The following is a 22,963-nucleotide window of genomic DNA, read 5'->3' as shown; positions in this document are numbered from 1 at the left end:
GCGTTTTCGGATTGGGCTATTACAGGGACTAATGGACCGGCCTACCGTCGCGCAGCAGGAGGCCGCCGTGCGCGGTGGACGGGGCCCAGATAGCGTCCTCGGCGAAGCTCACGTCGTAGCCGAGCAGGCCGCCGAGCAGCCCGCCGCAGGTGGCGTGCCCGGCCGCGTCGGTGGTCACGTCGCAGAGCGTACGGCTTCCCGCGCTGAACCTGACGTGCCGGCCGGCGATCGGCTTCCCGGTCGCGGTGTCGGTGAGCGTCGCCGTCGCCGAACCGAGTGAGATGGATCCGGCCCTCATGGTCGTGGCGTACGCGGCCGGCGGGCTCATCCGGAGCGAGGCCGTCACCTGGGGACCGGCCTGGTTCGCGTCGGCCGACCACACGTACTCGACCGCCGAGTCGGCCTTCCCCTGACCTCCCAGGCAGTCGGAGGCGGAGCCGCTGACATCGCGAGTGCCATCGGTGACGTATCCGCCGAGCGGCGCGAAGATCGCGTCGGGCCAGCACACGTACTTCACCGAGTCGGGCACCGCCTGCGGATCGCCGCTGCCCGACAGCGCGACCGCCAGGCTCGGCGTCAGGGGATTGACGTCGTTGTCCACCACGGCCGTGTCGCCGGTGGCCGGGGCGTCCGTCCGTTCCACGCCGACGGTCGGATCGAACGGACGGTACGGCTCACCCGCCGCACGCGGCTGGATGGCCGGACCGTCGTCGGTGCCGATCTCGGTGTCCCACAGATACTGGATCTTGTACTGGTGCTTCGGCGTGTTGTAGTCGGTGATGCTCGTCGTGACGCTGACCCGGGTGTCGGCGACGGTGCCGCCGGTGACCGAGACGGCCTGCTCCACGAACAGCGAAGACCGCGACCAGGTCGTGGTCGTGGTGGTCCCCGTGGTGCTCTGGCCGATGGAGGAATCGTCGAGGGAGACCTCGTTGCCGTGGGTGAGCATCTGCCCCTGGACATAGTCGACGCCCGCGGTGACGTCCCGAATGATCATGTAACTCGTGCCCGGGACGCCCTGGCCGAAGAGCACGTCGCGGCCCGCGCCCGCCGGGTTGCTCGCGCCGGTCATGACGGTGAACTCCCCCGCTCCGACGCTCCGCGCCGGAGTCACGTACACCTGGAAGACGCCGTTTCCGAATCCTCCGGCGGGAAGCGCCGATCCGGCGCGTCGCGGCAACAGCCCCGACTGGCGCAGCACACGCGACTTCTGCTGCGACGCCGTCAGCGGTCGTGGCCGCGAGGAGGCGTCGGCCCTCGAACCCAGGACGGCCATGCCGGGCCAGGTCAGGACGGCCGTGAGCATGAGGCGCAGGAACCAGCGGCTTCGTCTCATCATTCTCATCCCTGTCAGATCTCGACGGCGTCCACGTAGACGAGCCGGTCTCCGCCGGCCGGCGGTTTCTCGCGCTCCTCGACCACCAGCCGCATCGGACCGCTGCCGCGCGCCCCCGGCAGCCGGACGTCGCCGGCCCACTGCCCGCCGGACCAGTTCAGATCGGTCTCGGCGGAGGTCTTCCAGCCCACCGCGCCGACCGGCTTCCGGTCGGCGGTCTGGGCCAGGATCGTCATCCGCGCTCGCCGGTCCGGCTCCGCCGTGTACGTCGTGCCCGCGACGGTGACGTGAGCGAGGGCCGCGTCGGAGGCGTCGAACACGATCGAGAGGGTGCGGTCCGGCGTGAGCTGCGCGAACTGCGCGAGCACGACCGGCGAGAGCTCGACATCGGTCAGCGAGTTCGGCTGGAACCTCGCCAGCGCCAGCCGGAGGAACGGGCTGTAGACCTTCCCCCCGGCGCCTTCGGCCATGGTGATGTCGCAGTACCACATCCGCCGGTCCTTGTCGTAGGCCACCGGGTGCGGCGCGACCGCGACGGTCGCGGTGAGCTCGGGAAGGATGTCGGACTCGGCCGGCCGGTAGCCCTGCCTCGGATGGAGCGCGAGCGGGAACTCGCTCATGAGTGGAGCGACCGGCGTCGACGAGGACGCGAACAGCGGGTCCTGGCCGCGCAGCGTGACGTACTGTCTCAGGTTCGCCGGCAGGTCGCCGTTCCCCTCGAACAGCACCACGCCCAGCATCTCGCCGTCGCCCGAGGAGTACCACGGCCGGCGAAGGTAGACGCGCAGTCCGTTGCCGCGACGCGTGCTGGAGATCGTCGTGGCGCCGGCCGCCTGCTGCCAGCCGAACGTCGGCACGATGTAGGCGACGTCCGGTACGGCGGGCCGCGCCGAGGACCGTACGTTCACCACGACCGGTTGCTGGGTTTCGGTGTTCGTCCGCGTCACGGAGCCCGCGACGAAGTCGACGGCGACGGTGGCGCCGTCGGCGATGGCCGACGCGTCGCCCGAGCGTGCCACCGTGCCCGCGTGGAGGTCCACGACATAGTCGCCGGTCACCGTGCTCGACGCGCTGTGGTCCTCGCCGAAGTCGCGGCCGGTCCCGGGGTCGGTGACGTGCAGGGTTCCCTCCGCGATGCCCTCACGGGCCAGCGTGACCGGCGTGGTCCCCGACAGCGTCACCTGGGCCCGCTGCCGGAAGAACTCCACGTAGCGCGAGGTGCCCACGGCGGAGAGGGTGATCTGCCGGTGGATCGTGTCGTGGAACTCGTGGAGGTCGTTCAGCGGGAGCCGGTCGCCCTCGGGCGCGTCCTCCGGGGCCATGAGCTTGATGACGTGGGCACTGCCGGGCCGCTGGACCGGCTCGGGGTCGGACGGGTCGTCGATCGGCTGGGTCCAGGTCGCCTGCACGTCCACGTGATCGGTGCTCGCGCGGTCGATGGTGAGCGTGTCGGTGATGCGCGCCGTCGTGTCGCCGGGCCGGCGGGTCGCCACCGGTTTGGCGAAGGCGGGCGGGGTCATCGGCTGTACGACGGCGTGCGACAGCATCAGCGTCCCGGCCGGGGTCAGCTGCCACAGCCGTCCCTGCGCGGCGAGCCGGCGAAGGTCCTGGACGCTCAGCCCGCCGCCGGGCTCCATTCCGCTCTCCACGAACCAGTTCCAGACGCCCATGAGGTCGACGTCCGCGTCGTCGATGCGGCTGGAGTAGGCGACGTCGACGGTCCGCCCCGGAGGGAGCTGCACGGTGAGGACCCGCGACAGGCGGTCATAGCCGGGCTTGCCGGTGCCGTTGACCAGACGGATCCGGAAGGCCCACGGACCGCCCACCGCCAGCGGGCGGTCGAAGTCGACGGAGAAGACCTCATCCGCGCCCATCCCGGGAAGCCCGTGGAAGGCGACGCCCCGCGCGAGCACGTCGGTGATGTACGGGACGGTGAGGATCGGATCCTCGTAGTAGCGGACGTCGCCCCAGCCGTTCGGGTCGGCCTTGCCGCCGGTCGCCAGCGTGGCCTTGTCGCGTTTGACGATGTCGGCGTAGGCGGACGTGTTCATTCCGCCCGGATTCAGCGGCGAGGGAGCGACGTCGTACAGGCCGTGCTGTTCGGCCATCAGCTGGCTCATCCTGGGCTGGACGACGTGGCGCTGGCAGTTCCCCGTGGCGGGCGCGTTGTAGTTGCCCCTGATGACCATCACCTGGGCGGACTCGGCCGGCGTACGCGGTGCGGCGGGGAGCAGCAGCGGCGAGGGGACCGGCTCGAAGCGCAGATACCGGACCGCGGCGGTGCTGGAACTCGTGGTCGTGTCCGCCGGGCCGGGGCCGTTCCCGGTGATGTCCACGGTGCGCGCCCGGAACCGGTAGCTCCTGCCGTAACGCAGCTTCGGCAACCCCGTCGCCCGGAAGCTGGTACGGAGTTTCACCGGGCCGGTGGCGTCGCTGTCCGGCCCGACCGTCACCTGCTTGCCGTTGACCGTCTCCAGCATGCTCCCCGGGCGGTTGACCACCATGCTGTAGCCGCTCCAGTTGAAGACCGACTCGTGCAGGTAGATCGTCGGGTCGTCGACGCGCTGGGTGTGCGCGAGGTGAACGGTCCCTTCGTCGTCGGCGCTGACCCGCGTTCCGTTGACGTCGTACGTGCCCGTGCGGCGGCACAGGCTGTACCAGCGCTTCGACGTGTCGTCCCACACGTCCACGCGGACTCCGTACGTGAGGTCCTCGGCGTGGAACGGGTCGTCCGTGAGCCGCGCGAGGTTCGCGGTTCTGGTCGCGCTCGCCGTGAGCCGGTCGTGGAGCTGCTTGGCGCGGCCCACCTGGACGACGGAGAAGCCACTGTTGCGCAGGGCCGGCAGTGGCTCCGGCTGGCGGCCGGGGTCGGTGGAGATCGGCACCCCGCCGTTCATCGGGCGTACCGGCTCCTTGGCCGCCTTGCGCTTCTCCGGCGACCCTTCGCCGGTGGCCCTCGTGTAGATCGTCTGGCTCAACGCCGACAGCAGCGCGGCGGCGGAATCCGCCTCGATCTCGACGACGCTGTACTGGTCCGTGTTCAGCGTGAGGAAGCCGTCCTTCATCGTGGTCCCGAGCGGCTTCGCCTGGAAGACGGTCTTGGTCAGCGTCGCGGCGACCGCCGGGTACACGGGGGTGTACGACGTGCCGCCGGGCCAGTCGACCTGGAGGCTGAGCGTCGCCGGGTCGCTCGGGACGGGAATCCCGATGGCGGCGGGATCCACGACCAGGTCGACGACGAGGCCGAGGGCGCGTTGCAGCACCGGGTACTGGGCGAATGAGCTCAGCGCGGCGTGGAAATCGATGTCGTCGTCGCTCTGGATCATCCGCACGTGGTCGCCCACGGCACGCCGCCCCGGCGCGGCGTTCGTGCCTCTCTCGTGGAACAGCTCGGCCAGGAGAAAATCGATCTCCGCCGCCGAGAATCCGGAGAGCCGGCCGCCGAGGAAGTAGCCCTGGCTCCACGTCTCGGCGTCGATCGCCGCGATGGCCTCCTTCCGCCGCTCGGATGACATGTAGATGTCGGTGACCGTTCCGTACGGCCGGTCCTTCGGCGCCAGGCCCTCTCCGGGCGGGATGTAGTCGTTGACCGTGGGTGGTGCGGTGGGGCTGTACGCCAGCGCCAGGGCGTGCTCGGTGGAGGCCATGGACCGGGCCGACGTGCTCGGCCAGGAGCGGATGGGCGGTACGCCGGTGGCCGCGAGCGGCTGGGGCAGTGCGGTGACCGGCGTGTCCTTGGTGAACAGCCGCTGCCAGAGGTCCAGCCGGGGCGCCGGGCTCGAGACCGTGGCGGGCACCGCCGGACCTCCGCCGAACACCACCGAGTACGCCGGCCGGACCGCAGGCCAGGTGAGCCACTCGGGATGGCCGCCGAGCGTGGTGGCGCCCGCCAGCCGCGGGGCGATGAGCACGGACATCCGCAACCTGCCGTTGGCATAGCCGTTCGGCACCGGCGTCCAGACGATCTGTGACGTGGCCATGGCGTTACTCCTCGCCGGGGGCGTCAGCTGGCGAACGAGGCACAGTAGGTTCTCCAGTCGTCTCTGCTGACCAGGTCGCCGAACGTCGGCGGGGCACTCGCGGCGTCCAGAGCCCGGACGGCGCCACCCGGCACGTTGGCCTGACTCGCGCCGCCGAACGTCTTCGTGAACTCGATTCCCACGCTCACGTGCCAGAACGTGATGTCGATGGAGACCGTCAGGTGTGCGTGGGACCAGACGGACCCGACGCCGTCCTGGTTGACGTACTCGATGTCCGCGTAGAGCTCGGCGTTGATGCTGATGAGGCCGAGGACGCTCAGCCGCCCGGTGACCCGTACGTAGCCGCCCAGGTGGACCTCCGTGTAGGTCCCCGGCCGGTCGGTGTAGTCCTTGATCTCCAGGCGGAAGAACACCCCGAGTTCGATGAGCACCCGGCCGGCCGCGACGAGGACGTCCAGGGCGACGTTCCCGAGCACCTCGATGGAGGCCTCGAGCTTCTCGATCCTCCTGGGGCTGACCTCGATCTCGAAGTGGCCGCCGCCGCCGAGACCGTAGACGCTGACCTTGAACTTGTCATCGGGCGCGCCGAACGCGAACCGCGCCCGCGGCAGGTCGGCATAGAGGTTGAAGGGCGCCGGGTTGAACGGCAGGATCACCCCGGCCTCGATGTGCAGCCCGTCCAGGGCGAAGAACCCCAGCGGCAGGGAGGGGATGTCAAAGGTCACCCCGACACCGATGTGCGTCAGATCGAACTTCAGGAGCTTGAACCCGAACCCCGCCTTCTTGCCGTCGGCGGCGGACGCCAGCGCCCGGGACCTCCGCTTCTTCGTCCGGGCCTTCGCCACGGCGGAGTCGCCGCCCCCGCGGAAGAGGTCGGCGAGGGCCCCCACGAAGTCCAGGGGCGGCTTGAACTGCACCGAGTCCAGGTCGGGATCGCAGTCCGGCCCCTTGCCCAGCTGGTAGGTGAACGCGAACTTCGTGAAGATCAACAGGATGGGATTCAGGTCGAGCGTGAAGTCGGTCAGGCACCCGTAGATCTTGGCGATCGCCTTGTTGAGGGTGTCCTCGTCCTTGGTGACCCAGTTGATCTGGTTGCTGCACTGGAGGATGAACTGCGTCAGGACGTTGCCGCTCACGTCCTTGCTGATGACGAGCGGCAGCGGCGGGGACGGCGTCACGTTCTCCCGGAACTCCAGGGTGACGGTCTGCCCGATCGGCTTCGCGTCGTAGTCCGGATTGCCGTCCTTGTCCTTCGGGAAGTCGGTGTACTTCATGATCCGGGGGCCGTGCAGCGAGACCTCCCCGTCCTCGAAGAGCGCGCCCAGCGCGATCTGGCCGAAGAGCGCGGCCTGCTGGAGCGTGTCCCCAAGATTCGAGAAATAGGCCTTGAAGTCGACCTTTCCGCTGTTCTGGACCTTGTCCACGGAGTCCTGCAGCCCACTGATCGGCCCGAGCGACGACGCGGAGATGGCGCCGATCGCGAGGTTCGGGCTCGCGATACCGCCGGCCTTCATGGTGTTCTGCACGATGCGGCGCACCGGGCTGTCGGCCGTGCGGTCGCCCTTGATCACGACCGTGTTGATGGCCGCGACCGACGTCTGCACCCGGACGAAGATCTGCGGATCGTTGCCGGAGTCCGCCAGCTTCGCGAGGTGCCCGAAGCCGTGGGCGAGATACGTGGGGTCGTGCACGAGGAAGACCGGGTCGCCGGTGCCGATGACCGCGTCGATCGCCGGCACCTGGGCCTCGGCGGCGAACATCCTCGGATAGAACAGCGGCGAGTCCACGTGGGCATGGTCCCGGCCGTCCTGGGGAGCGCCCGGTGGCAGCGGGGGCCGCACGTCGCCGGCGGGCCCCTCGACGCCCCAGTACCAGCGCACGGTGGGAAAGCTCGCGACGCCGGGCTTCGGCTCCTTCGCGTACGCGATCTCCTGGCCGCGCAGGTCGATCACTCGCCGGGAGTTCACGGCCGGCCCGACGATGTCGTCGTAACTCCCGTAGTGGCCGAGCACGCTCGTGAAGAGCGGGTCGCCGGTGTTCCGCGCGGGGTCGGCCGGCATGAAGGCCATCGGCGTGGTGAACTCGATCCGCCGGCCCGTCAGATCGGTCGCCACCAGCGAGAACACCACGTCGGAGTGGCCACCGCCGGCCTTCGGGGCGTTGATGTCCTGGATCCAGAACGCCGGCGCCGTGGCGTTCGGCGGTCCCGGCAGGAGCGGATCGAGTTCTCTGGGCAGATCGGGAAGCGTGGTGTTCCGGATCGTGATGTCGGTGAACGGGAACGCCCGGCCGGCCCAGTTCTGGAACGGCGCGGCATAGGTCTTGACCCGTTCGGTAATCCGGATGAACAGTCGTTGCCGCAGATAGGCGACGCCCGACTCGTCGATCTGGCGTTTGGTCTCCGAGATGAGTTCGGCCCGATGCCCGAACGGGAACAAGAACCCGTACTCCTCGACGACGACCTTGTTGTCGCGGCCGAGCCAGGAATGGTGTTCCCAGCGCTTCAGCTCGAACCCGACCGTCGGTATCCACTGCGCCTCGAAGTCGAGAGTGGCGCCGGCCGCGCTGAGTGAGAGAAGGTCGGCGTTCACCGGCCGGTACGCCCCCAGCGTCGGATTACCGGCCAACTGCACGATCTGCTTTGGCGGGTCCACGAAGTGGGGCGGATACAGGGCGCTGAAGACCGTCGCCTCGTCCCCTGCCGGCGCGTCGTAGTACACCGCACGGAGCTTCGGGATCGCGGCGTCGGCGGGTGCCGGAACCGGGATCGACTCCTGCGGCCTGCCGTTCGTCCCGCGTACGGCGAGCCGCGTGTGCCACAGCTCCGTCCGGTCGCCGTGGGTGACCGGCCGGGTGGCGTGCGCCCAGGTGGACTCGCGCTCGGGAGTGAGGTGCAGCCAGTCCACCACGAGCAGGTCGGTGTGCAGGTCGTCGGGGGGTGATCCGTTGGGCGGCCCGGTGACCGCCTGCATGATCCACGGCCACCACTGCAGCAGGCCGTCCTCGTTGTAGGGCAGCGACTTGACCGTTTCCGGTACGACGAAGACGATCCGGCTCGGGCCGACCGCCCTGCCGCTCGCCTTTCCCGGCGCCGGCGGATTCTTCTCGTCCTCGAAGACCGTCTGCTCCATCACGTGCTGCGACGCGAAACGCGCCACGACATAGGCGAGGACCGAGGAGTCGACGCGACGCAGTTGAGGCGGATCGGTGTCGAACGCCGGCGCCAGATTGTAGAAGTCGAAGTCGAGTACGAGCATGTCCTGCGGGCGGACGAGATGCAGACTCGACGTCGGTGTCGCCGATCCGGCGACCAGTGCCCGCGGCAGTGTTCTCTCACTCGACCGGAGGCCGGCGGCCATCAGCAACCCACTGCTCGACGCCAGCACGACGCGCCGGGAAATGGGACGCCGCCAGAGCGCGCTCTCTGAATTCAGGTGTTCGGGCATCGGCCGTCCGTCTCGACGGACGAAATGCAGCAGACCATGGAAGCCGGCTCCTTCCAGAACCCCCGGTCAAGCCCCTGTCAGGCGACAACGGTGCCTGCGGGGTCGGTCGCCGACAAGGTCCGGGTCCACTCAGCGGACCAAAGTTCTGGGCAGCAATCCGTACAGGTCATCGAGTTATTCGTAGAAGGTGTCGACCGAAATGGACGACGGCGTTCCCGCGAGACACCGCCCGTCGTCCACCGCCCGGAGCGCCCGGTCCTCCAGCGCCGCACATGGCGGCCACGGCACCGCCGACCGACCTCCGCCGGACGACATCTTGCCTGGTCAGCGCTATGGTTCGAGTGGTTTGACGGGTAGTATCCGGTTTCTGCTGTTATGCGTGATTTGCGCGGATGTAATGGAACGGAGGGGCCGGTGTCGCTGACCGAGGCACTACGGGCGGGTGCTCCGCAGGCGTTCGGCGCGCTCTATGACGAGCACGCCGGGCCGCTCTACGCCTACTGCTACGTCATGGTCGGCGACGAGGCGGGCGACGCGCTGCGCGACGTCTTCGTCACGGTCGCGCGCCACCCGGACGCCATCCCGGGCGACGACGCGGAGTTGCCGGCGTGGCTGCACTCACTCGCCCGGACCGAGTGCGTACGGCGCGGTGCCTTCCTGCGCGGCGTCGTGGCGACGCCATCGGCCGACCCGCTGCGACGCGCACTGGCCCTCCTGAGCCCCGAAGACCGTGAGGTCCTGGCACTGTCGAACGCTCTCGACACGGCGGAGACCGCCCGGGTCCTCGGCGTGGCGTGGGACGCCGCCGAACTCCTCGTACGGGAGGCGCAGTGGCGCCTGCAGCAGGCCGCCGCCTCGGTGAACGACCGGGAGCCGCGGGACTCGGCCACGCTCGCCCCGCTGAGCGGTGCGGCCCTGCACCGGCTGGTGACGCTCGGGTACGAGCCTCCGGCGGGACAACGGGAGCGCGTGCTGTCGTCCTGCGCGGCGGCCGGACGCGCGCGGGGCGGAACGGCGGTGTTCGGCGCCGACGGGACACCGCTGCCGCCGGATGCGTTCTCCGCACAGGCCGACGACGCCACCCACCAGTTCTCGACGATCTCCCCGGACGATCCGGCCACCGCACCGCTGCGCTTCGACGGGATTCCGGCGAACGCGCGACCGGACCAGCCCGGATCAGACAGACCACCGCCCGCCGAGATCCCCGGAGCCGCACCGGCCGGACTGGAGCCCACGGGCGCGGGACCGGCCCACGACTCGCCGTACGACGAAGCGGCCACCGCACCGCTGCACCTCGGCGGGACCCCGGGGAACACACGACCGGACCAGCCCGGATCAGACAGACCACCGCCCGCCGAGATCCCCGGAGCCGCACCGGCCGGACTGGAATCCGTGGGCGCGGGGCCGGCCGGGCACTCGGCGCATGCGGACGAGCAGCCGCCGCCCGGTCGCGGCACGCACGCCAAGCGGAGAAAGCCGGTCATCGGCCGGCGGGTCATCCCGGTCGTGGGCCTGGTGGCCTGCGTCGCCGCGGCGACCGGCGTGGCCCTCGCGTTGTCCGGTTCCAACGACGCCGACCGGACCAGCGCGATCGTGCACCAGAGTGTGCGCCCGAGCCGATCGGTCCAGCCGTCGCCGTCGGGCGACCAGACGGCTCCGCCGCCCCGGGAGGCCTCGTCGGATCCGGACACGTCGCCGGCGCCGGCCGGCAGGTCCGCCGGGCCCACGGCCACGAAGTCCCCGAGCAGCCGCGCCTCCGCCGGCGCCCCGGACCCGGCGACCCCCACTCCCACGGCCGAGCCGACCACGACTCCGACGGCACGGCACACCCCGACCCCCAAGCCGACCCCGACCCACCATCACACCCCGAAGCCCCACCGGACTCCCAAGCCCCATCGGACCCCGACGGCCGAGCCGACCTCGCCTGACGAGCCGCGCCCCGAGACACCGACGACCGAGCCCAGGCCACATCACACCGCCGGGCGGGGCGACCTGTTCGGGCCCACGGGTCGCCGCGACGGCGATCCGGGGGTCCCGTGGCGCCCCGGCCCCCGGTGGTGACGCGGCCGGACCGCCGACCGGCCGCTAACCGGCCTCGGCGCGGTCGCCCTCGGGCACGGCGCCGAGATGGAGGATGGCGGTGAACCGCTGGTCGGCGCGGTCGAGCTGACCGGTGATGTGGTGCTTGATCCGGTCCGTCAGCGGGGTGTCGTCGCGGTTGATCAGCTCCTTTAGCGCCGGGACGAGCGGGCGGTACTTCATGGCCAGCTTGCGCACCTTCGGCCCGGTCGTGTGGACGAGCCCGACCCCGTTGTCGGTGAAGTCCGACACCTTGATGATCCGAGCCGTCGGGTGGCGGTCGAGATTGGCGATGACGTGGGCGCGGTACTGGGCGTGGACGTCGCGGGTGCGGTCGTACGCCGGGTTCGTCACCGCGTGGACGAGCCCGGCGACGCGCGGGCCGAACTCCTCGGACAGGACCTGCAGGGCCGCCGCCGCCGGATCGTCGTGGCCCTCGCCCGCCAGCTCGACGGGATGGTCCTCGACGGAGTCGTGCAGGAGGGCGGCGACGAGGACGTCGACGTCGTCCACCTCGTAGTGGCACATCACGCGCAGCGTCACCCGCAGCAGGTGGTTCACGACGGGTTCGCGGGCCCTGCGGTCCTGGCGGTGCAGGTCGCTCGCCAGCGCCAGCGCCCGGTTGAGGCGGCGCCAGTCGCGCTCTTCGAACCGCTCGACCTCGCGGGAGAACCGGTCGCGCAGACCGGCCTCACCGTAGACCTCGGTGATCGTGTGCAGTGGCAGGGTCTGTAGGAAGCTGGGCACCGTGCTCCTCCCCCACAGCGGTGCGCTCCCGCCCTCCGGGAGCGACGCCCGGCGTGTGGAAATGGCCGTGTGGGGATGAGACGCCGCCGAAGATCACCGGGTTCCGGCCGGCGCGTCGTCCTTACCAGGGGACCGGGGTCCCGTCCCAGGAGAAGAACTCGCCGGAGGGCCCGTCGTCCGGCAGCAGCGCCAGCCGTACGGCGCCCTCCGCGGCCTCGGCCGGGTCACCGTCGCTGGCGACGGCGGTGGCGTTCAGGTCCGTCCGGCGGAGGCCGGGCGCGAGCGCGTTGACCTTGAACCCGTCGTCGGCCAGAGAGTGGGCGTAGAGCACGGTCAGCGCGTTGAGCGCCGTCTTCGACGACCGGTAGGCGGCGTACGTGCCCCGGTGCGGGAACTGCGGCCCGGTCGACCAGGTCAGCGAGCCGGTGCCGCTGGAGACGTTCACGATCCGAGGGTGCTCCGAGCGCCGCAGCGCCGGCAGGAAGGCGTTGGTCACCGTGACGATCCCGAAGACGTTCGTCTCGTAGACGCGGCGGAAGGCGTCGGCGTCCTCGTGCTCCGGCGTGGCGCCCTCGCCGGAGATGCCGGCGTTGTTGACCAGGATGTCCAGCGCGGCGACCTGCCGTACGGCCGCGGCGACGCTCACGGCGTCGGTCACGTCGAGGACGAGCGGCCGGGTGTCGCCGCCGATCTCCTCGACGGCGCGTTCTCCGCGCGCGGCGTCGCGCGAACCGACGTAGACGGTGAGGCCCGCGCCCGCGAGCAGGCGGGCGATCTCCTTGCCGATGCCCTTGTTGGCGCCGGTGACCAGTGCGATGGAGTTGTCCATGCCTTCGAGGGTGCGCGCCGGCGGCGCGGCCGATCCAGGGACAATCGATACCAGGGAGAAGGGAACCGAGGAGGAGCCCGATGGCGAGAGCCGAACTGGCCCGCTTCCTGCGCGACCGGCGGGAGGGGCTGCGGCCCGAAGACCTCGGCCTGCCCGCGAGCGGCGGGCGCCGTACGCCGGGCCTGCGCCGCGAGGAGGTCGCCGACCTGGCCCGCATGTCGGTCGACTACTACGTCCGGCTGGAGCAGGCGCGCGGCCCTCGCCCCTCCCCGCGGATCCTGGGCTCCATGGCGGACGCGCTGCGGCTCTCGCCGCCCGAGCGGACGCATCTGTTCCGGCTGGCCGGTGTGCCTCCGGAGCCGCCGGCCGGCCCGCCGCGGCACGTCCGCCCGTACGTCGCGGGCCTGCTGCACCGGCTCCCGGCGACCGCGGTCGTCGTCACCGCGGCCACCTACGACGTGATCGCCTGGAATCCGCTGGCCGAGGCACTGCTCGGCGACCTTGGCGCGCAGTCCAACCTGGCCCGCCGGCGCTTCCTGTTCTCCGACGAGGTGCTGACCACGGGCCACGAGGAGTTCGGCGAGATCGCGGTCGCCCGGCTGCGGGCGGCCGCCGACCGGTATCCGCGCGACGCGGCCCTGGCCGCCCTGCTGACCGAGCTCAGGGCGGGCAGCGCGGAGTTCAACGAGATCTGGGCCACCAACCCGGTCCGCGTCCCCGGCCACCGGACGAAGACGATGACGCATCCCGAGCTCGGCCGGCTGCACATCAGCTGTGACATCCTCAGCGTCCCCGACGACGACCAGCAGGTCGTGTTCATGACCGCCGAGCCGGACACACCGACCGCCCGGGCCCTGCACCATCTGGCCGACCGGTCTCTGCGGGAACGCGGTGGCGGAAGCATCCCTCCGCACACGAGATGATGCGCGGGCGGGCCGGGGCGCGGCGGAGTGCCGCGGCCGAAGGGTGTAGGCCTGAAGGAAAGCCTTAGGGGAGGACGAGTCGACGGTGAGTGACAACGTGTCCGATGGCGTGTCGAGCTTCGCGGATCTGGGGTTGGGTCCGGAACTCCTGAACGCGCTGTCCGGTCTGGGTTACGAGGAGCCCACGCCCATCCAGCGGGAGGCGATTCCGCCGTTGCTGGAGGGAAGGGATCTCATCGGGCAGGCGGCCACGGGCACGGGAAAGACGGCGGCGTTCGCACTGCCGCTGTTGCAGGGGTTGTCCAGTGACGAGGGACGCACCGGGCCGGCGGCCCTGATCCTGGTGCCCACGCGGGAACTGGCCGTACAGGTCTCCCAGGCGTTCCACCGCTACGGCCGCGGGCTGGGCGTGCGCGTCGTGCCCATCTACGGCGGGCAGCCGATCGGCTGGCAGATGAAGGCGCTCGAGCGCGGGGTCGACGTCGTGGTCGCGACACCCGGACGGGCGCTCGACCACATCGGCCGTGGCACGCTCCGCCCGCAGGAGATCAAGGCGGTCGTGCTGGACGAGGCGGACGAGATGCTCGACATGGGTTTCGCCGAGGACATCGAGGAGATCCTGCGCGAGACCCCCGACGACCGCCGGACGGTGCTGTTCTCCGCGACGCTGCCCCCGCGCATCAAGGGGCTCACCGGCCGCTACCTGCGCGACCCGGTCCAGATCCAGATCGGCCGCGAGGAGGCGCCGCCCGGTGAGGCCCCTCTGGTACGGCAGAACGCGTACGTGGTGGCACGGGCGCACAAGCCGGCGGCGCTCGGACGCCTGCTGGACGTGGAGGCGCCCACGGCCGCGATCGTCTTCTGCCGCACCCGCGAGGAGGTCGACCAGCTGACCGAGACCCTCAACGGACGCGGCTACCGCGCCGAGGCGCTGCACGGCGGCATGAGCCAGGACCAGCGCGACCGCGTCATGGGGAGGCTGCGCGGCGGGACGGCGGAGCTGCTCATCGCCACCGACGTCGCCGCGCGCGGCCTGGACGTCGAGCAGCTCACGCATGTCGTCAACTACAACGTTCCGTCCGCGCCCGAGTCGTACGTGCACCGCATCGGCCGGGTGGGCCGCGCCGGCCGCGAGGGCGTGGCCATCACCCTGGCGGAGCCGCGCGAGCACCGGATGCTCAAGACGATCGAGCGGGTGACGAAGCAGCGCATCACGGTGGAGAAGGTGCCGACGGTCGCCGACCTGCGCGCGCGGCGCCTGGAGCTGACCCGCGCCGCGCTGCAGGAGAGCCTCATGGAGGACGACCTGTCGCGCTTCCTGGCCGTGGTCGAGCCGCTCACCGAGGAGTTCGACGTCATGGAGGTGGCGCTCGCCGCGGTGAAGATGGCGTACGAGTCCAGCGGGGCCGCGGCCGACGAGGAGGAGATCCCGCAGATCGCCCCGAAGGCCGCCGACCGGGAGGGACGCGACCGCCGGGGCGCCGGCGCGCGGCGGGACCGGCGCGGGGGCACCCCCGCCCAGGGCATGACCCGCTTGTTCATCGGTCTCGGGCGCAGTGCGGCGGTCCGGCCGCAGGATCTGGTCGGCGCGATCGCCGGCGAGTCGAAGCTGTCCGGGCGCGACATCGGGGCGATCGAGATCGCCGACCGGTTCTCGCTGGTCGAGGTCCCGGAGTCCGCGGCCGAGCAGGTGATCAAGGCCTTGCGACGCACCACGATCAAGGGAAGAAAGCCCACGGTCCGCCGGGAACGCGACACGACGGGCAGACGTCCACGATGAGGTGAAGCCACGGGCGCGGAAAGCGGAAGCCGGTTGCGGTTGATACCCAGGTGACCGCCATCCGCGCTATGGAAAGGCATCACATGACAGGGGATCCTCCGCCCCATCCGGCCGAGCGTTTCGACGAGGTCTTCGACGCCTACTTCGTCGAGATCCACCGGTACGCAGCCAAGCGGCTCGGCCCGGACGCCGCCGGTGACGTCGCGGCACAGACGTTCCTGGAGGCGTTCCGGCAACGTCGCCGCTACGACCCGGAGCGCGCGGGCGTGCGCACCTGGCTGTACGGCATCGCCACCAAAGTGGTCGGCAGGCACCAGCGGGCCGAGACACGCGCGCTGCGGGCGCGCGCCCGCCTCGGCCCGGGCCGGGGCGCCGAGGAGCACACCGAACGGGTCGACGCGCGGGTCAGCGCGCAGGGCCTGCGAGGCGAGCTCGCCGGGGCGATCGCGGCGCTGCCGCGCGGGCAACGCGACGTGCTGTTGCTCGTGGCCCTGGCCGACCTCAGCCACGACGAGGTCGCGGCGGCGCTGGGGATCTCCTATGGCACGGTCGGCTCCCGGCTGAGCCGTGCCCGAACCACACTGCGCAGGGCGCTGGGCGGCACCAATCCGATGCTCACTCTGGAGGAACAACATGGATGAGGTGCGGATGGTCCGGGACTCCTACCCCGAGCCGGCCCCGCCCACCGCCCGGGAGATCGCTCGGGCGAAGTCGCTGCTGGCCGGCCCGCCGCGCCGCTCGCGGCCCCGGCTGCTGTGGGGACTGGGCGGTGTCGTCGCGGCGGGCGCGGCGACGGCCGTGGCACTCACGCTCGTCGGCGGGAACGCGCCCGCCCCGTCGCAGCCGACCGGCCCGGTACGCCTGGACGACAAGGCGCTCGTCCTCGCGGCGGCGGAGAAGGCGGAACAGCAGCCGACCGGCGTCTACTGGCACACCGACGTGGTCCAGGGCCAGTCCTTCATCGTTCGCGCGAAGACCGGGACCTATGCGATCACCGGTGCGCTCGACGAGATGTTCGGCTGGTGGGGCGCCAAGTCCGGCATGGGCGAGGGGCACTACGGTCGCGACCTCCCGGCCCGCCCGGTGACCGCGCAGGACGCGGCACTGTGGCGCAAGGCCGGGTCGCCGTCGACGTTCCGCGTCTGGGCCGGCGACCACTACGACACCTACACCACCAAGGCGCAGAAGTGGCAGATGGAGGGCGTGAACAAGGGGACGGATCCGCACGGCGGCGGGAAGCTCGTGGGCGCCCTGGGGATGTCGGTCGAGGAGCTGCAGAAACTGCCGAGTGATCCGGCCAAGCTCGCCGAGATGTTCCTGAGCGATAAGACCATCTACAAGAAAGAGCACCCGATGGGCGCGCCCGCCGGCCGGACGAGGCAGGTCCCGCCCGCCGTCAAGCTCCACTTGGCGGGAGCCCTGGCACAGAACCCGGTCCAGCCGAAGGTGCGGGCGGGCCTGATGCGGGCGGCGACCACGCAGCCGGGCATCCACGCGATCGGCCGCGAGACCGACCCGCTGGGCCGCCCGGGCGTCGCCCTGGCCGCCGACGACACCGCCTCGACCTGGACCGGGGAATACGGCGGGCCGAAGGCCGCCCGGGGGACCTACCGTTCCCGCAAGGTGATCGTCTTCGACCAGCGCACCGGGGCGATGCTGTCCGAACAGGAGGAGCTGACCAAGCCCGGTGGCCCGTACGCGGAGATGAAGCCCGGATTCATCATCGACTACGTGGCCTACCGCTCGGCGGGCTGGACCGACACCAAGCCGAGCCCGTCGGCCGAACTGCCCTTCCGCTGACCGGCGCCTCGCCGCCCGCGCCCGGATCTCCCCGGCGTGGGCGGCGGGGCCCGTCACCGCGAGGTGACGAGCAGGGCGATCCGGACCGCCGCGACGACGGCGACGAGACATGCCACGACGACGGCGACCGTCGCGGGCTCCCGGCCATCCCACGGACGGCCGTTCCGGTCGGCCGGTCTCCTGGTCCGCAGCAGAGCGGGCACGCCACAGGCCAGGGCGATGATCGCGAAGAGCGCCGGCGCGCCCATGCGCCCGGCGGCGTAGTCGGTCCCGATGTCGGCCGCCGGCCGGTACGAGAGCGAGTTGAAGGTCATGAGCCCGGCGAGCACCGCGAAGGTCGCGGCGGTGATCGCCAGTACGTTGCGGCGTCGTGGCCGCCGGTCCTGCTCTGCGGACGTCTCGGGCTCTGCGGTCATGGTCGAGAAGAGTAGAGATGATCAGTCGCCGGGTGAAGGCTCGTCGATGACGCGGTAGCCGACGCCCGGCTTGGTGACGATGACGGGTGGGTCGCCGAGCTTGCGGCGAAGCCGGCCGATGGTCACGGCGACCGTGTTGGTGAAGGGGCCGGCGTGCTCGTCCCACACCTGTTCGAGCAGGTCCTCGGCACTCAGGAACGCGGGACCGGCGCGCAGGAGCGCCTCCAGCACCCCGAACTCCTTGACCGACAGGTCGAGCGGGCGTCCGTCCCGTGCGACGGTGCGCCGCAGCGGGTCCAGCTCGATGCCGGCCGCGCGCAGGACCCGGGCTCGCGCGGCGGGCTGACGGCGGGCCAGCGAGCGGATGCGCAGCACGAGCTCGGGAAAGTGGAACGGCTTGGCGAGGTAGTCGTCGGCTCCCAGGCTCAGCCCGCTGACCCGGTCACCGGGCGAGCCGGCCGCCGTCAGCATCAGCACCATGACCCGGTCGTGGCGTTCGGCGATCATCTTGCAGAGGGTGTCGCCGTGGATGCCCGGCAGGTCACGGTCGAGGACGACCACGTCGTAGGCGTTGAGGTCGAGCTTGGCCGCGGCCTCCAGGCCGTCGTGGGCGGCGTCCACGGCCATGCCCTGGTCGCGCAGCCCCTCGACCAGGACGTCGGCGAGGGACCGGGCGTCCTCCACCACCAGCACCCTCACGACGGGACTCCGGCCGCCGTGTGGACGGGCAGCGAGATGCGGACCCGCAGGCCGCCCTCGGGACGAGCGCGCAGGTCCAGCTCGCCGCCGTGCGCGGCGGCGATGGACGCCACGATCGAGAGCCCGAGGCCGGACCCGCTGCCGGTACGGTCGGCGCCGAGCCGCCGGAACGGCTGGGCCAGCTCCGCGACCTGCCGCGCGTCCAGAACCGGTCCGCCGGTGTCGACGACCAGGTGTGCCGTCGCGCCGTCGGCCTCGGTGGCGACGCGGATCCAGCCTCCGTCGTGGTTGTGCGCGATCGCGTTGTCGATGACGTTGTCGACCATCCGGCGCAGGAGCGTACGGCTGCCGCGCAGCGGTACGTCGTCCCGGCCCGCGGTCTCGTCCACGGTCAGGCCCTTGGCGGCGATGTCGGCGGCGCGGGCCGCCAGCGCCTCGGACACGACGGGGCCCAGCGAGAGCGTCGTGTGGTCGGGCAGATCTCCGTGCTGGGTGCGGGCCAGGACGAGGAACCCCTCCAGCAGCCGGTCGACCTGGTCGAGCTCGGTGCGCAGCCGGCCGGCCAGCGCGGTCGTCTGTGCCGGAACCGGCTCCGGCTTGGCCACCGCCACGTCCAGCGACGCCCGCATGGTGGCCAGCGGCGTGCGGAGTTCGTGGGAGGCGTCGGCGACGAACCGGCGCTGGGCGGCGAAGGCGCCCTCCAGCCGTTCCAGCAGTTCGTCGATGGTGTCGGCGAGGTCCTTCACCTCGTCGGCCGGGCCGGGCACGGCCAGCCGTTCGTGGAGGTTCTCCGCGGTGATCCGCCGGGTCGCCGCCGTCACCGTACGGAGCGGGCGCAGCACCCGGCCCGCGACGAGACGGCCCAGCACGACCGACGCCACCGCCATGACGCCCAGCGCGATCAACGACGCCGTCAGGAGCTGACGCGACTGGGCCGCGTGCACCTGGGCCAGCTGGTCCTGCAGCTGGTGGATGCGCGTCTGGGATTCGGCGGTCCACCCGCTCGCCGGCGGTCGGGCGGGCGCGGCCTCACTCGTCCGCGTCCCTCCGGAGACCATGACGGCGACGATGGCCAGCAGCCCGCCCCCCGACAGCAGGAACACGGCACCGTACAAGGCGGTGAAGCGCGACCGCACGGTACGGCGCGACAGTCCCAACCGCATTCTCATCGGCCCTCCCCCACGGATGAACAGGCGCGCAGTCCAGGATGCCCGGAGTGACCTAACAACGGGATGACGGCCTGCGTTCGGCCGATGTTATGGCGGCCGGTGCATCGTTCGGGACCGCCCCGCAGAGCCGAACGAAGAAGGACACGTCACGACATGAGCACCACAGCGGCCATCGAGGTCATCGGGCTACGAAAACGCTTCGGCACGGCCGTCGCGCTGGACGGGATGTCCTTCGCCGTGACGACGGGGCGGGTCACCGGCTTCGTCGGGCCGAACGGAGCGGGAAAGTCGACCACCATGCGGGTGGTCCTCGGCCTGGACGCGGCCGACGAGGGTCAGGCGCTGATCGGCGGGCGGCCGTACGGGAGCCTGCGCCGTCCGCTGAGCCGGGTCGGGGCGCTCCTGGACGCCGGGGCGCTGCAGCCGAGCCGCAGCGCCCGCAACCATCTCCTGTGGCTGGCCCATTCCCAGGGGCTGACCGCCGAACGGGTCGACGAGGTGGTCGAGCAGGTCGGGCTGCGGCCCGTGATCCGCCGGAAGGCGGGCGGCTACTCCCTGGGCATGCGGCAGCGGCTCGGCATCGCCGCGGCGCTGCTCGGCGACCCGCCGGTGCTCATGCTCGATGAGCCGTTCAACGGCCTGGACCCCGAGGGCATCGTGTGGATCCGCGGTTTCCTGCGGTCGCTGGCCGCCGAGGGGCGCGCCGTCCTGGTGTCCAGCCACCTGATGAGCGAGCTGCAGGACACCGCCGACCACCTGGTGGTCGTCGGCCGCGGCAGGGTCATCGCCGACGCCGGCGTGGCGGAGCTGCTGGCCTCCACCGCCCGGGGCCGGGTGACGCTGCGCACCACGGCGAGCCCGGATGCGGCGACCGTGCTGACACGCGAGGGCGCCACCGTCACCCCCTCCGACTGGGACACGCTGACCGTGTCCGGGCTGGCGGCGGAGCGGGTCGTGGCCCTCCTCAACGCGCGAGCGGTGCCGTTCTCCGAGGTGGCGCCGCATCGCGCGACGCTGGAGGAGGCCTACCTGGAGCTCACCCGCGACGCGGTCCAGTTCCGCGCCGCCGCCGTACGGGGGGAGGCCCGATGACCGGCACCCTCGCACCGAGCCGGCCGGGCGTGCGGACCGGCTTCGGCCGGCTGGTGCACGCGGAGTGGACCAAGTTCCGTACGGTCCGCGGCTGGGTGATCGCCATGGTGGCCGTGGCCCTGGTGACCGTACTGCTCGGGCTGTTCTCCGCGCAGGGCAGCCATTCCTCGTGCGGCAGCGGTCCGGTCGAGACCGCCTGCCCCGCCGTTCCGGTGGGGCCGGGCGGCGAGGCCGTGAACGACCACTTCTTCTTCGTCCACCGGTCGCTCACCGGAGACGGCGCCATCACCGTACGGCTGACCTCGCTGACCGGCATCATCACCTATCCCCCACCGAACCACGACGAGATCGTCCCCGGCGTCGTGCCGTGGGCGAAGGCCGGAGTCATCATCAAGGACGGCACCCGGCCGGGCTCGGCCTACGCGGCGCTGGTGCTCACCGGCAGGCACGGGGTGCGGATGCAGCACGACTTCACCGGGGACACGGCGGGCCGCCCGGGCGGCGCCTCCGCGGCGTCCCCTCGCTGGCTGCGGCTGACCCGCTCCGGCGACACGCTCACCGGCCACGAATCGCCCGACGGCACGCACTGGACCGAGGTGGGCACGGCGCACCTGGCCGGGCTGCCGGCCACGGCGCAGGTCGGGCTCCTCGTCACCTCCCCCGGTGACCTCACGGTGAAGCAGGGCGCTCTCGGCGGCAGCATCGAACAGAGTCGTTTCACCCAGGCCACCGGCGTGTTCGACCACGTGGAGGTGCGGGGTGACACGTCCGGCGGCGCATGGAGCCACGGGGAGGTGGGAGCCACCGGCACGCAGACCGACTGGGAGAAGTACCACCGTCCGGCCGGGGTCGAGAGGTCCGGCGGCACGTTCACCGTCAGCGGGAGCGGTGACATCGCGCCGCGTGGCTCGGGGGAGGGCATACGGATCGAGAACACCCTCACCGGGGCGTTCGCCGGGATGATCCTGCTGGTGATCGTGGCGGTGCTGTTCGTCACGGCCGAGTACCGGCGGGGCCTGATCCGCACCACCCTGCTCGCCGAACCACGGCGTGGCCGCGTGCTGGGCGCGAAGGCCGTCGTGATCGGCCTGGTCACCTTCGTCACCGGCCTGATCGCCGCCGTGGTCGCCGTACCGGTGTGCACGCACATCCTCCGCGCCAACGGCAACTACGTCCTGCCGGTCTCCTGGCTCACCGAGCTCCGGCTGATGGCCGGCACCGCGGCGCTGCTCGCCGTCGCCGCCGTCTTCGCCCTGGCCCTCGGCGCGCTGTTCCGGCGCGGCGTCGCGGCGGTGACCGCCGCCGTCGTCGTGCTCGTCCTGCCCCACGTCCTGGCGACCGCCTCGGTCCTGCCCGAAGGCGCGGCGCAGTGGCTGCTGCGGCTCACGCCGGCCGCCGCGTTCGCGATCCAGCAGAGCATCCCGGCGTACCCCCAGGTGACGGGCCACTACGTGCCGCAGGACGGCTACTATCCGCTGCCGCCGTGGGCCGGCCTCGCCGTGTTCTGCGGCTATGCCGCGCTCGCCCTCGGCCTGGCCGTCGTCCGGTTGCGCCGGAGGGACGCATGAGGCGGCACCTGCATGCGGAGTGGACGAAACTGCGCACCGTGCCGGGCACCGGCTGGCTGCTCCTCGCCGTCGCCGGGCTGACGGTGGCGCTGAGCGCCCTGGCGGCCGCCGCCGTGACCTGCCCCGCGACGGGCTGCGGCACGGACACCACCAAACTCAGCCTCACCGGAGTCCAGCTGGGGCAGGCGGCCGTCGCCCTGCTGGCCGTCCTGGGGATCGGCGGCGAGTACGGCACCGGCATGATCCACACCACGCTCACCGCGATGCCGGGCCGTACCATCGTCCTCACCGCGAAGGCGGCCGTGCTCGCCGGTCTGACGATGGCCGCGGGAACCGTCGCGGTCCTCGGGTCCGTACTGGCCGCGCGACTGATCCTGCCCGGCAGCGGCTTCACCTCGGCGCACGGCCACCCGCTGCCGTCCCTGGCCGATGGGGCGACGCTCCGCGCGGCGGCCGGCTCGGTCCTCTACCTCATGCTGATCGCCCTGCTCAGCCTCGGCGTCGCCACCGCCGTACGGGACTCGGCGGCCGCCGTCGGCACCGTGCTCGGCCTGCTCTACCTGTTCCCGATCATCGGCCACGTGGTCTCCGACCCGCACTGGCAGCGGCGCCTGTGGCAGATCTCGCCGATGAACGCCGGGCTGGCCATCCAGAGCACCACCGAGCTGCGGAGCCTGCCTCTGACCCCGTGGGCCGGTCTCGGCGTCCTCGCCGCCTGGTCCGCCGCGGCCCTCCTGTGCGGCGGGCTCCTCCTGCGGCTGCGCGACGCGTGAACGGGCGCCTGTGCCCGAACTCTCTACGGCAGGTCCTCCCGCCGGTGATCGCCGGCTCGCTCGACGATCAGCCGCAGCGCCTCGACGTGTTCGACGAACCGGTCTCGTCCCTGGCCGGTCGCCCGCACCGTGGTCTTGGGCACCCGGCCGAGATACGTCCGTCGTTGCTCCGCGTATCCGTCCTTCCTCAGCGTGGCCAGTTGCTTGGACAGGGCGGAGTCCGACAGGGACACCTCGTCCCGCAGGAAGGCGAAGTCACACCATTCGGCCGCGCACAGGACCGACATGATCGCCAGCCGCGTCGGGTCCGACAACAGGCGGTCCAG

General features: G+C 71.7%; 17 protein-coding genes. 8 read left to right on the top strand and 9 right to left on the bottom strand.

The window, feature by feature from the left end; all coding sequences use genetic code 11:
• Window positions 1-28: 28 nt before the first annotated feature.
• The 3 genes from ACQEV1_RS09045 to ACQEV1_RS09035 are packed head-to-tail and all read right to left on the bottom strand — an operon-like array spanning window position 29 to window position 8,762.
• Window positions 29-1,336, bottom strand: a complete 1,308-nt coding sequence (locus ACQEV1_RS09045) for a hypothetical protein (RefSeq protein WP_433392992.1) — start codon at window positions 1,334-1,336, stop codon at window positions 29-31.
• A 14-nt stretch (window positions 1,337-1,350) separates the two neighbouring features.
• On the bottom strand, window positions 1,351-5,316 hold the full coding sequence (locus tag ACQEV1_RS09040) for a hypothetical protein (RefSeq protein WP_433392990.1): 3,966 nt from the start codon (window positions 5,314-5,316) through the stop codon (window positions 1,351-1,353).
• 23 nt (window positions 5,317-5,339) lie between these two features.
• On the bottom strand, window positions 5,340-8,762 hold the full coding sequence (locus tag ACQEV1_RS09035; RefSeq protein ID WP_433392988.1) for a hypothetical protein: 3,423 nt from the start codon (window positions 8,760-8,762) through the stop codon (window positions 5,340-5,342).
• Window positions 8,763-9,176: 414 nt separating this feature from the next.
• Between ACQEV1_RS09035 and ACQEV1_RS09030 the strand changes: the two genes are divergently transcribed.
• On the top strand, window positions 9,177-10,823 hold the full coding sequence (locus ACQEV1_RS09030; protein WP_433392986.1) for a hypothetical protein: 1,647 nt from the start codon (window positions 9,177-9,179) through the stop codon (window positions 10,821-10,823).
• Between the two features lie 24 nt (window positions 10,824-10,847).
• On the opposite strand, the gene ACQEV1_RS09025 is transcribed toward ACQEV1_RS09030, so the two are convergent.
• Both ACQEV1_RS09025 and ACQEV1_RS09020 read right to left on the bottom strand, forming a co-directional pair.
• Window positions 10,848-11,588 (bottom strand): HD domain-containing protein, encoded by a 741-nt coding sequence (locus ACQEV1_RS09025; RefSeq protein WP_285621147.1) that lies wholly within the window; start codon window positions 11,586-11,588, stop codon window positions 10,848-10,850.
• Window positions 11,589-11,709: 121 nt separating this feature from the next.
• Window positions 11,710-12,417: an SDR family NAD(P)-dependent oxidoreductase gene (locus tag ACQEV1_RS09020; RefSeq protein WP_433392983.1), complete on the bottom strand. Its 708-nt coding sequence runs from the start codon at window positions 12,415-12,417 to the stop codon at window positions 11,710-11,712.
• 80 nt (window positions 12,418-12,497) lie between these two features.
• Between ACQEV1_RS09020 and ACQEV1_RS09015 the strand changes: the two genes are divergently transcribed.
• From ACQEV1_RS09015 to ACQEV1_RS09000, 4 genes are all read left to right on the top strand, one after another.
• Entirely contained in the window at window positions 12,498-13,340 is an 843-nt protein-coding gene (locus tag ACQEV1_RS09015; RefSeq protein WP_433392981.1) for a helix-turn-helix transcriptional regulator, read from the top strand.
• An 85-nt stretch (window positions 13,341-13,425) separates the two neighbouring features.
• A complete protein-coding gene (locus ACQEV1_RS09010; protein ID WP_285621154.1) occupies window positions 13,426-15,120 on the top strand; it encodes a DEAD/DEAH box helicase in 1,695 nt (564 codons plus the stop codon).
• An 83-nt stretch (window positions 15,121-15,203) separates the two neighbouring features.
• Entirely contained in the window at window positions 15,204-15,761 is a 558-nt protein-coding gene (locus tag ACQEV1_RS09005) for an RNA polymerase sigma factor (RefSeq protein ID WP_285567892.1), read from the top strand.
• Window positions 15,754-16,920: a hypothetical protein gene (locus ACQEV1_RS09000; RefSeq protein ID WP_433392978.1), complete on the top strand. Its 1,167-nt coding sequence runs from the start codon at window positions 15,754-15,756 to the stop codon at window positions 16,918-16,920. Before ACQEV1_RS09005 ends, ACQEV1_RS09000 begins: the two co-directional genes overlap by 8 nt.
• A 53-nt stretch (window positions 16,921-16,973) precedes the next feature.
• On the opposite strand, the gene ACQEV1_RS08995 is transcribed toward ACQEV1_RS09000, so the two are convergent.
• Genes ACQEV1_RS08995 through ACQEV1_RS08985 form a run of 3 tightly spaced genes read right to left on the bottom strand, consistent with a single transcriptional unit; the run spans window position 16,974 to window position 19,204 of the window.
• Complete coding sequence (locus tag ACQEV1_RS08995; RefSeq protein ID WP_433392976.1) at window positions 16,974-17,336, bottom strand: hypothetical protein; 363 nt, start codon at window positions 17,334-17,336, stop codon at window positions 16,974-16,976.
• Window positions 17,337-17,357: 21 nt separating this feature from the next.
• On the bottom strand, window positions 17,358-18,035 hold the full coding sequence (locus ACQEV1_RS08990) for a response regulator transcription factor (RefSeq protein WP_433392974.1): 678 nt from the start codon (window positions 18,033-18,035) through the stop codon (window positions 17,358-17,360).
• Window positions 18,032-19,204: a sensor histidine kinase gene (locus ACQEV1_RS08985; RefSeq protein WP_433392972.1), complete on the bottom strand. Its 1,173-nt coding sequence runs from the start codon at window positions 19,202-19,204 to the stop codon at window positions 18,032-18,034. The genes ACQEV1_RS08990 and ACQEV1_RS08985 overlap by 4 nt, the downstream gene beginning before the upstream one ends.
• A gap of 153 nt (window positions 19,205-19,357) precedes the next feature.
• On the opposite strand from ACQEV1_RS08985, the gene ACQEV1_RS08980 reads away from it, so the two are divergent.
• Genes ACQEV1_RS08980 through ACQEV1_RS08970 form a run of 3 tightly spaced genes read left to right on the top strand, consistent with a single transcriptional unit; the run spans window position 19,358 to window position 22,637 of the window.
• A complete protein-coding gene (locus ACQEV1_RS08980; protein ID WP_433392970.1) occupies window positions 19,358-20,296 on the top strand; it encodes an ATP-binding cassette domain-containing protein in 939 nt (312 codons plus the stop codon).
• Entirely contained in the window at window positions 20,293-21,864 is a 1,572-nt protein-coding gene (locus tag ACQEV1_RS08975; protein WP_285621166.1) for an ABC transporter permease subunit, read from the top strand. Before ACQEV1_RS08980 ends, ACQEV1_RS08975 begins: the two co-directional genes overlap by 4 nt.
• Complete coding sequence (locus tag ACQEV1_RS08970) at window positions 21,861-22,637, top strand: ABC transporter permease (protein WP_433392968.1); 777 nt, start codon at window positions 21,861-21,863, stop codon at window positions 22,635-22,637. Before ACQEV1_RS08975 ends, ACQEV1_RS08970 begins: the two co-directional genes overlap by 4 nt.
• A gap of 23 nt (window positions 22,638-22,660) precedes the next feature.
• On the opposite strand, the gene ACQEV1_RS08965 is transcribed toward ACQEV1_RS08970, so the two are convergent.
• Window positions 22,661-22,951, bottom strand: coding sequence for a winged helix-turn-helix domain-containing protein (locus tag ACQEV1_RS08965; RefSeq protein WP_285621169.1), 291 nt, complete (start codon window positions 22,949-22,951; stop codon window positions 22,661-22,663).
• Window positions 22,952-22,963 lie beyond the last annotated feature (12 nt).

The organism is Actinoallomurus sp. CA-142502 (genome assembly GCF_050936355.1).
GTDB classification, from domain to species: domain Bacteria; phylum Actinomycetota; class Actinomycetes; order Streptosporangiales; family Streptosporangiaceae; genus Actinoallomurus; species Actinoallomurus iriomotensis.
Note: the sequence above shows the minus strand (reverse complement) of the source record. Positions and strands in the feature narration are given on the sequence as shown.

Bases quoted from the DNA above. Each gene is read 5' to 3' on its own strand.
- ACQEV1_RS09045 (WP_433392992.1), bottom strand. From the start codon at position 1,336: ATGAGACGAAGCCGCTGGTTCCTGCGCCTCATGCTCACGGCCGTCCTG.
- ACQEV1_RS09040 (WP_433392990.1), bottom strand. From the start codon at position 5,316: ATGGCCACGTCACAGATCGTCTGGACGCCGGTGCCGAACGGCTATGCC.
- ACQEV1_RS09035 (WP_433392988.1), bottom strand. From the start codon at position 8,762: ATGCCCGAACACCTGAATTCAGAGAGCGCGCTCTGGCGGCGTCCCATT.
- ACQEV1_RS09020 (WP_433392983.1), bottom strand. From the start codon at position 12,417: ATGGACAACTCCATCGCACTGGTCACCGGCGCCAACAAGGGCATCGGC.
- ACQEV1_RS09015 (WP_433392981.1), top strand. From the start codon at position 12,498: ATGGCGAGAGCCGAACTGGCCCGCTTCCTGCGCGACCGGCGGGAGGGG.
- ACQEV1_RS09005 (WP_285567892.1), top strand. From the start codon at position 15,204: ATGACAGGGGATCCTCCGCCCCATCCGGCCGAGCGTTTCGACGAGGTC.
- ACQEV1_RS09000 (WP_433392978.1), top strand. From the start codon at position 15,754: ATGGATGAGGTGCGGATGGTCCGGGACTCCTACCCCGAGCCGGCCCCG.
- ACQEV1_RS08995 (WP_433392976.1), bottom strand. From the start codon at position 17,336: ATGACCGCAGAGCCCGAGACGTCCGCAGAGCAGGACCGGCGGCCACGA.
- ACQEV1_RS08985 (WP_433392972.1), bottom strand. From the start codon at position 19,204: ATGAGAATGCGGTTGGGACTGTCGCGCCGTACCGTGCGGTCGCGCTTC.
- ACQEV1_RS08980 (WP_433392970.1), top strand. From the start codon at position 19,358: ATGAGCACCACAGCGGCCATCGAGGTCATCGGGCTACGAAAACGCTTC.
- ACQEV1_RS08975 (WP_285621166.1), top strand. From the start codon at position 20,293: ATGACCGGCACCCTCGCACCGAGCCGGCCGGGCGTGCGGACCGGCTTC.
- ACQEV1_RS08970 (WP_433392968.1), top strand. From the start codon at position 21,861: ATGAGGCGGCACCTGCATGCGGAGTGGACGAAACTGCGCACCGTGCCG.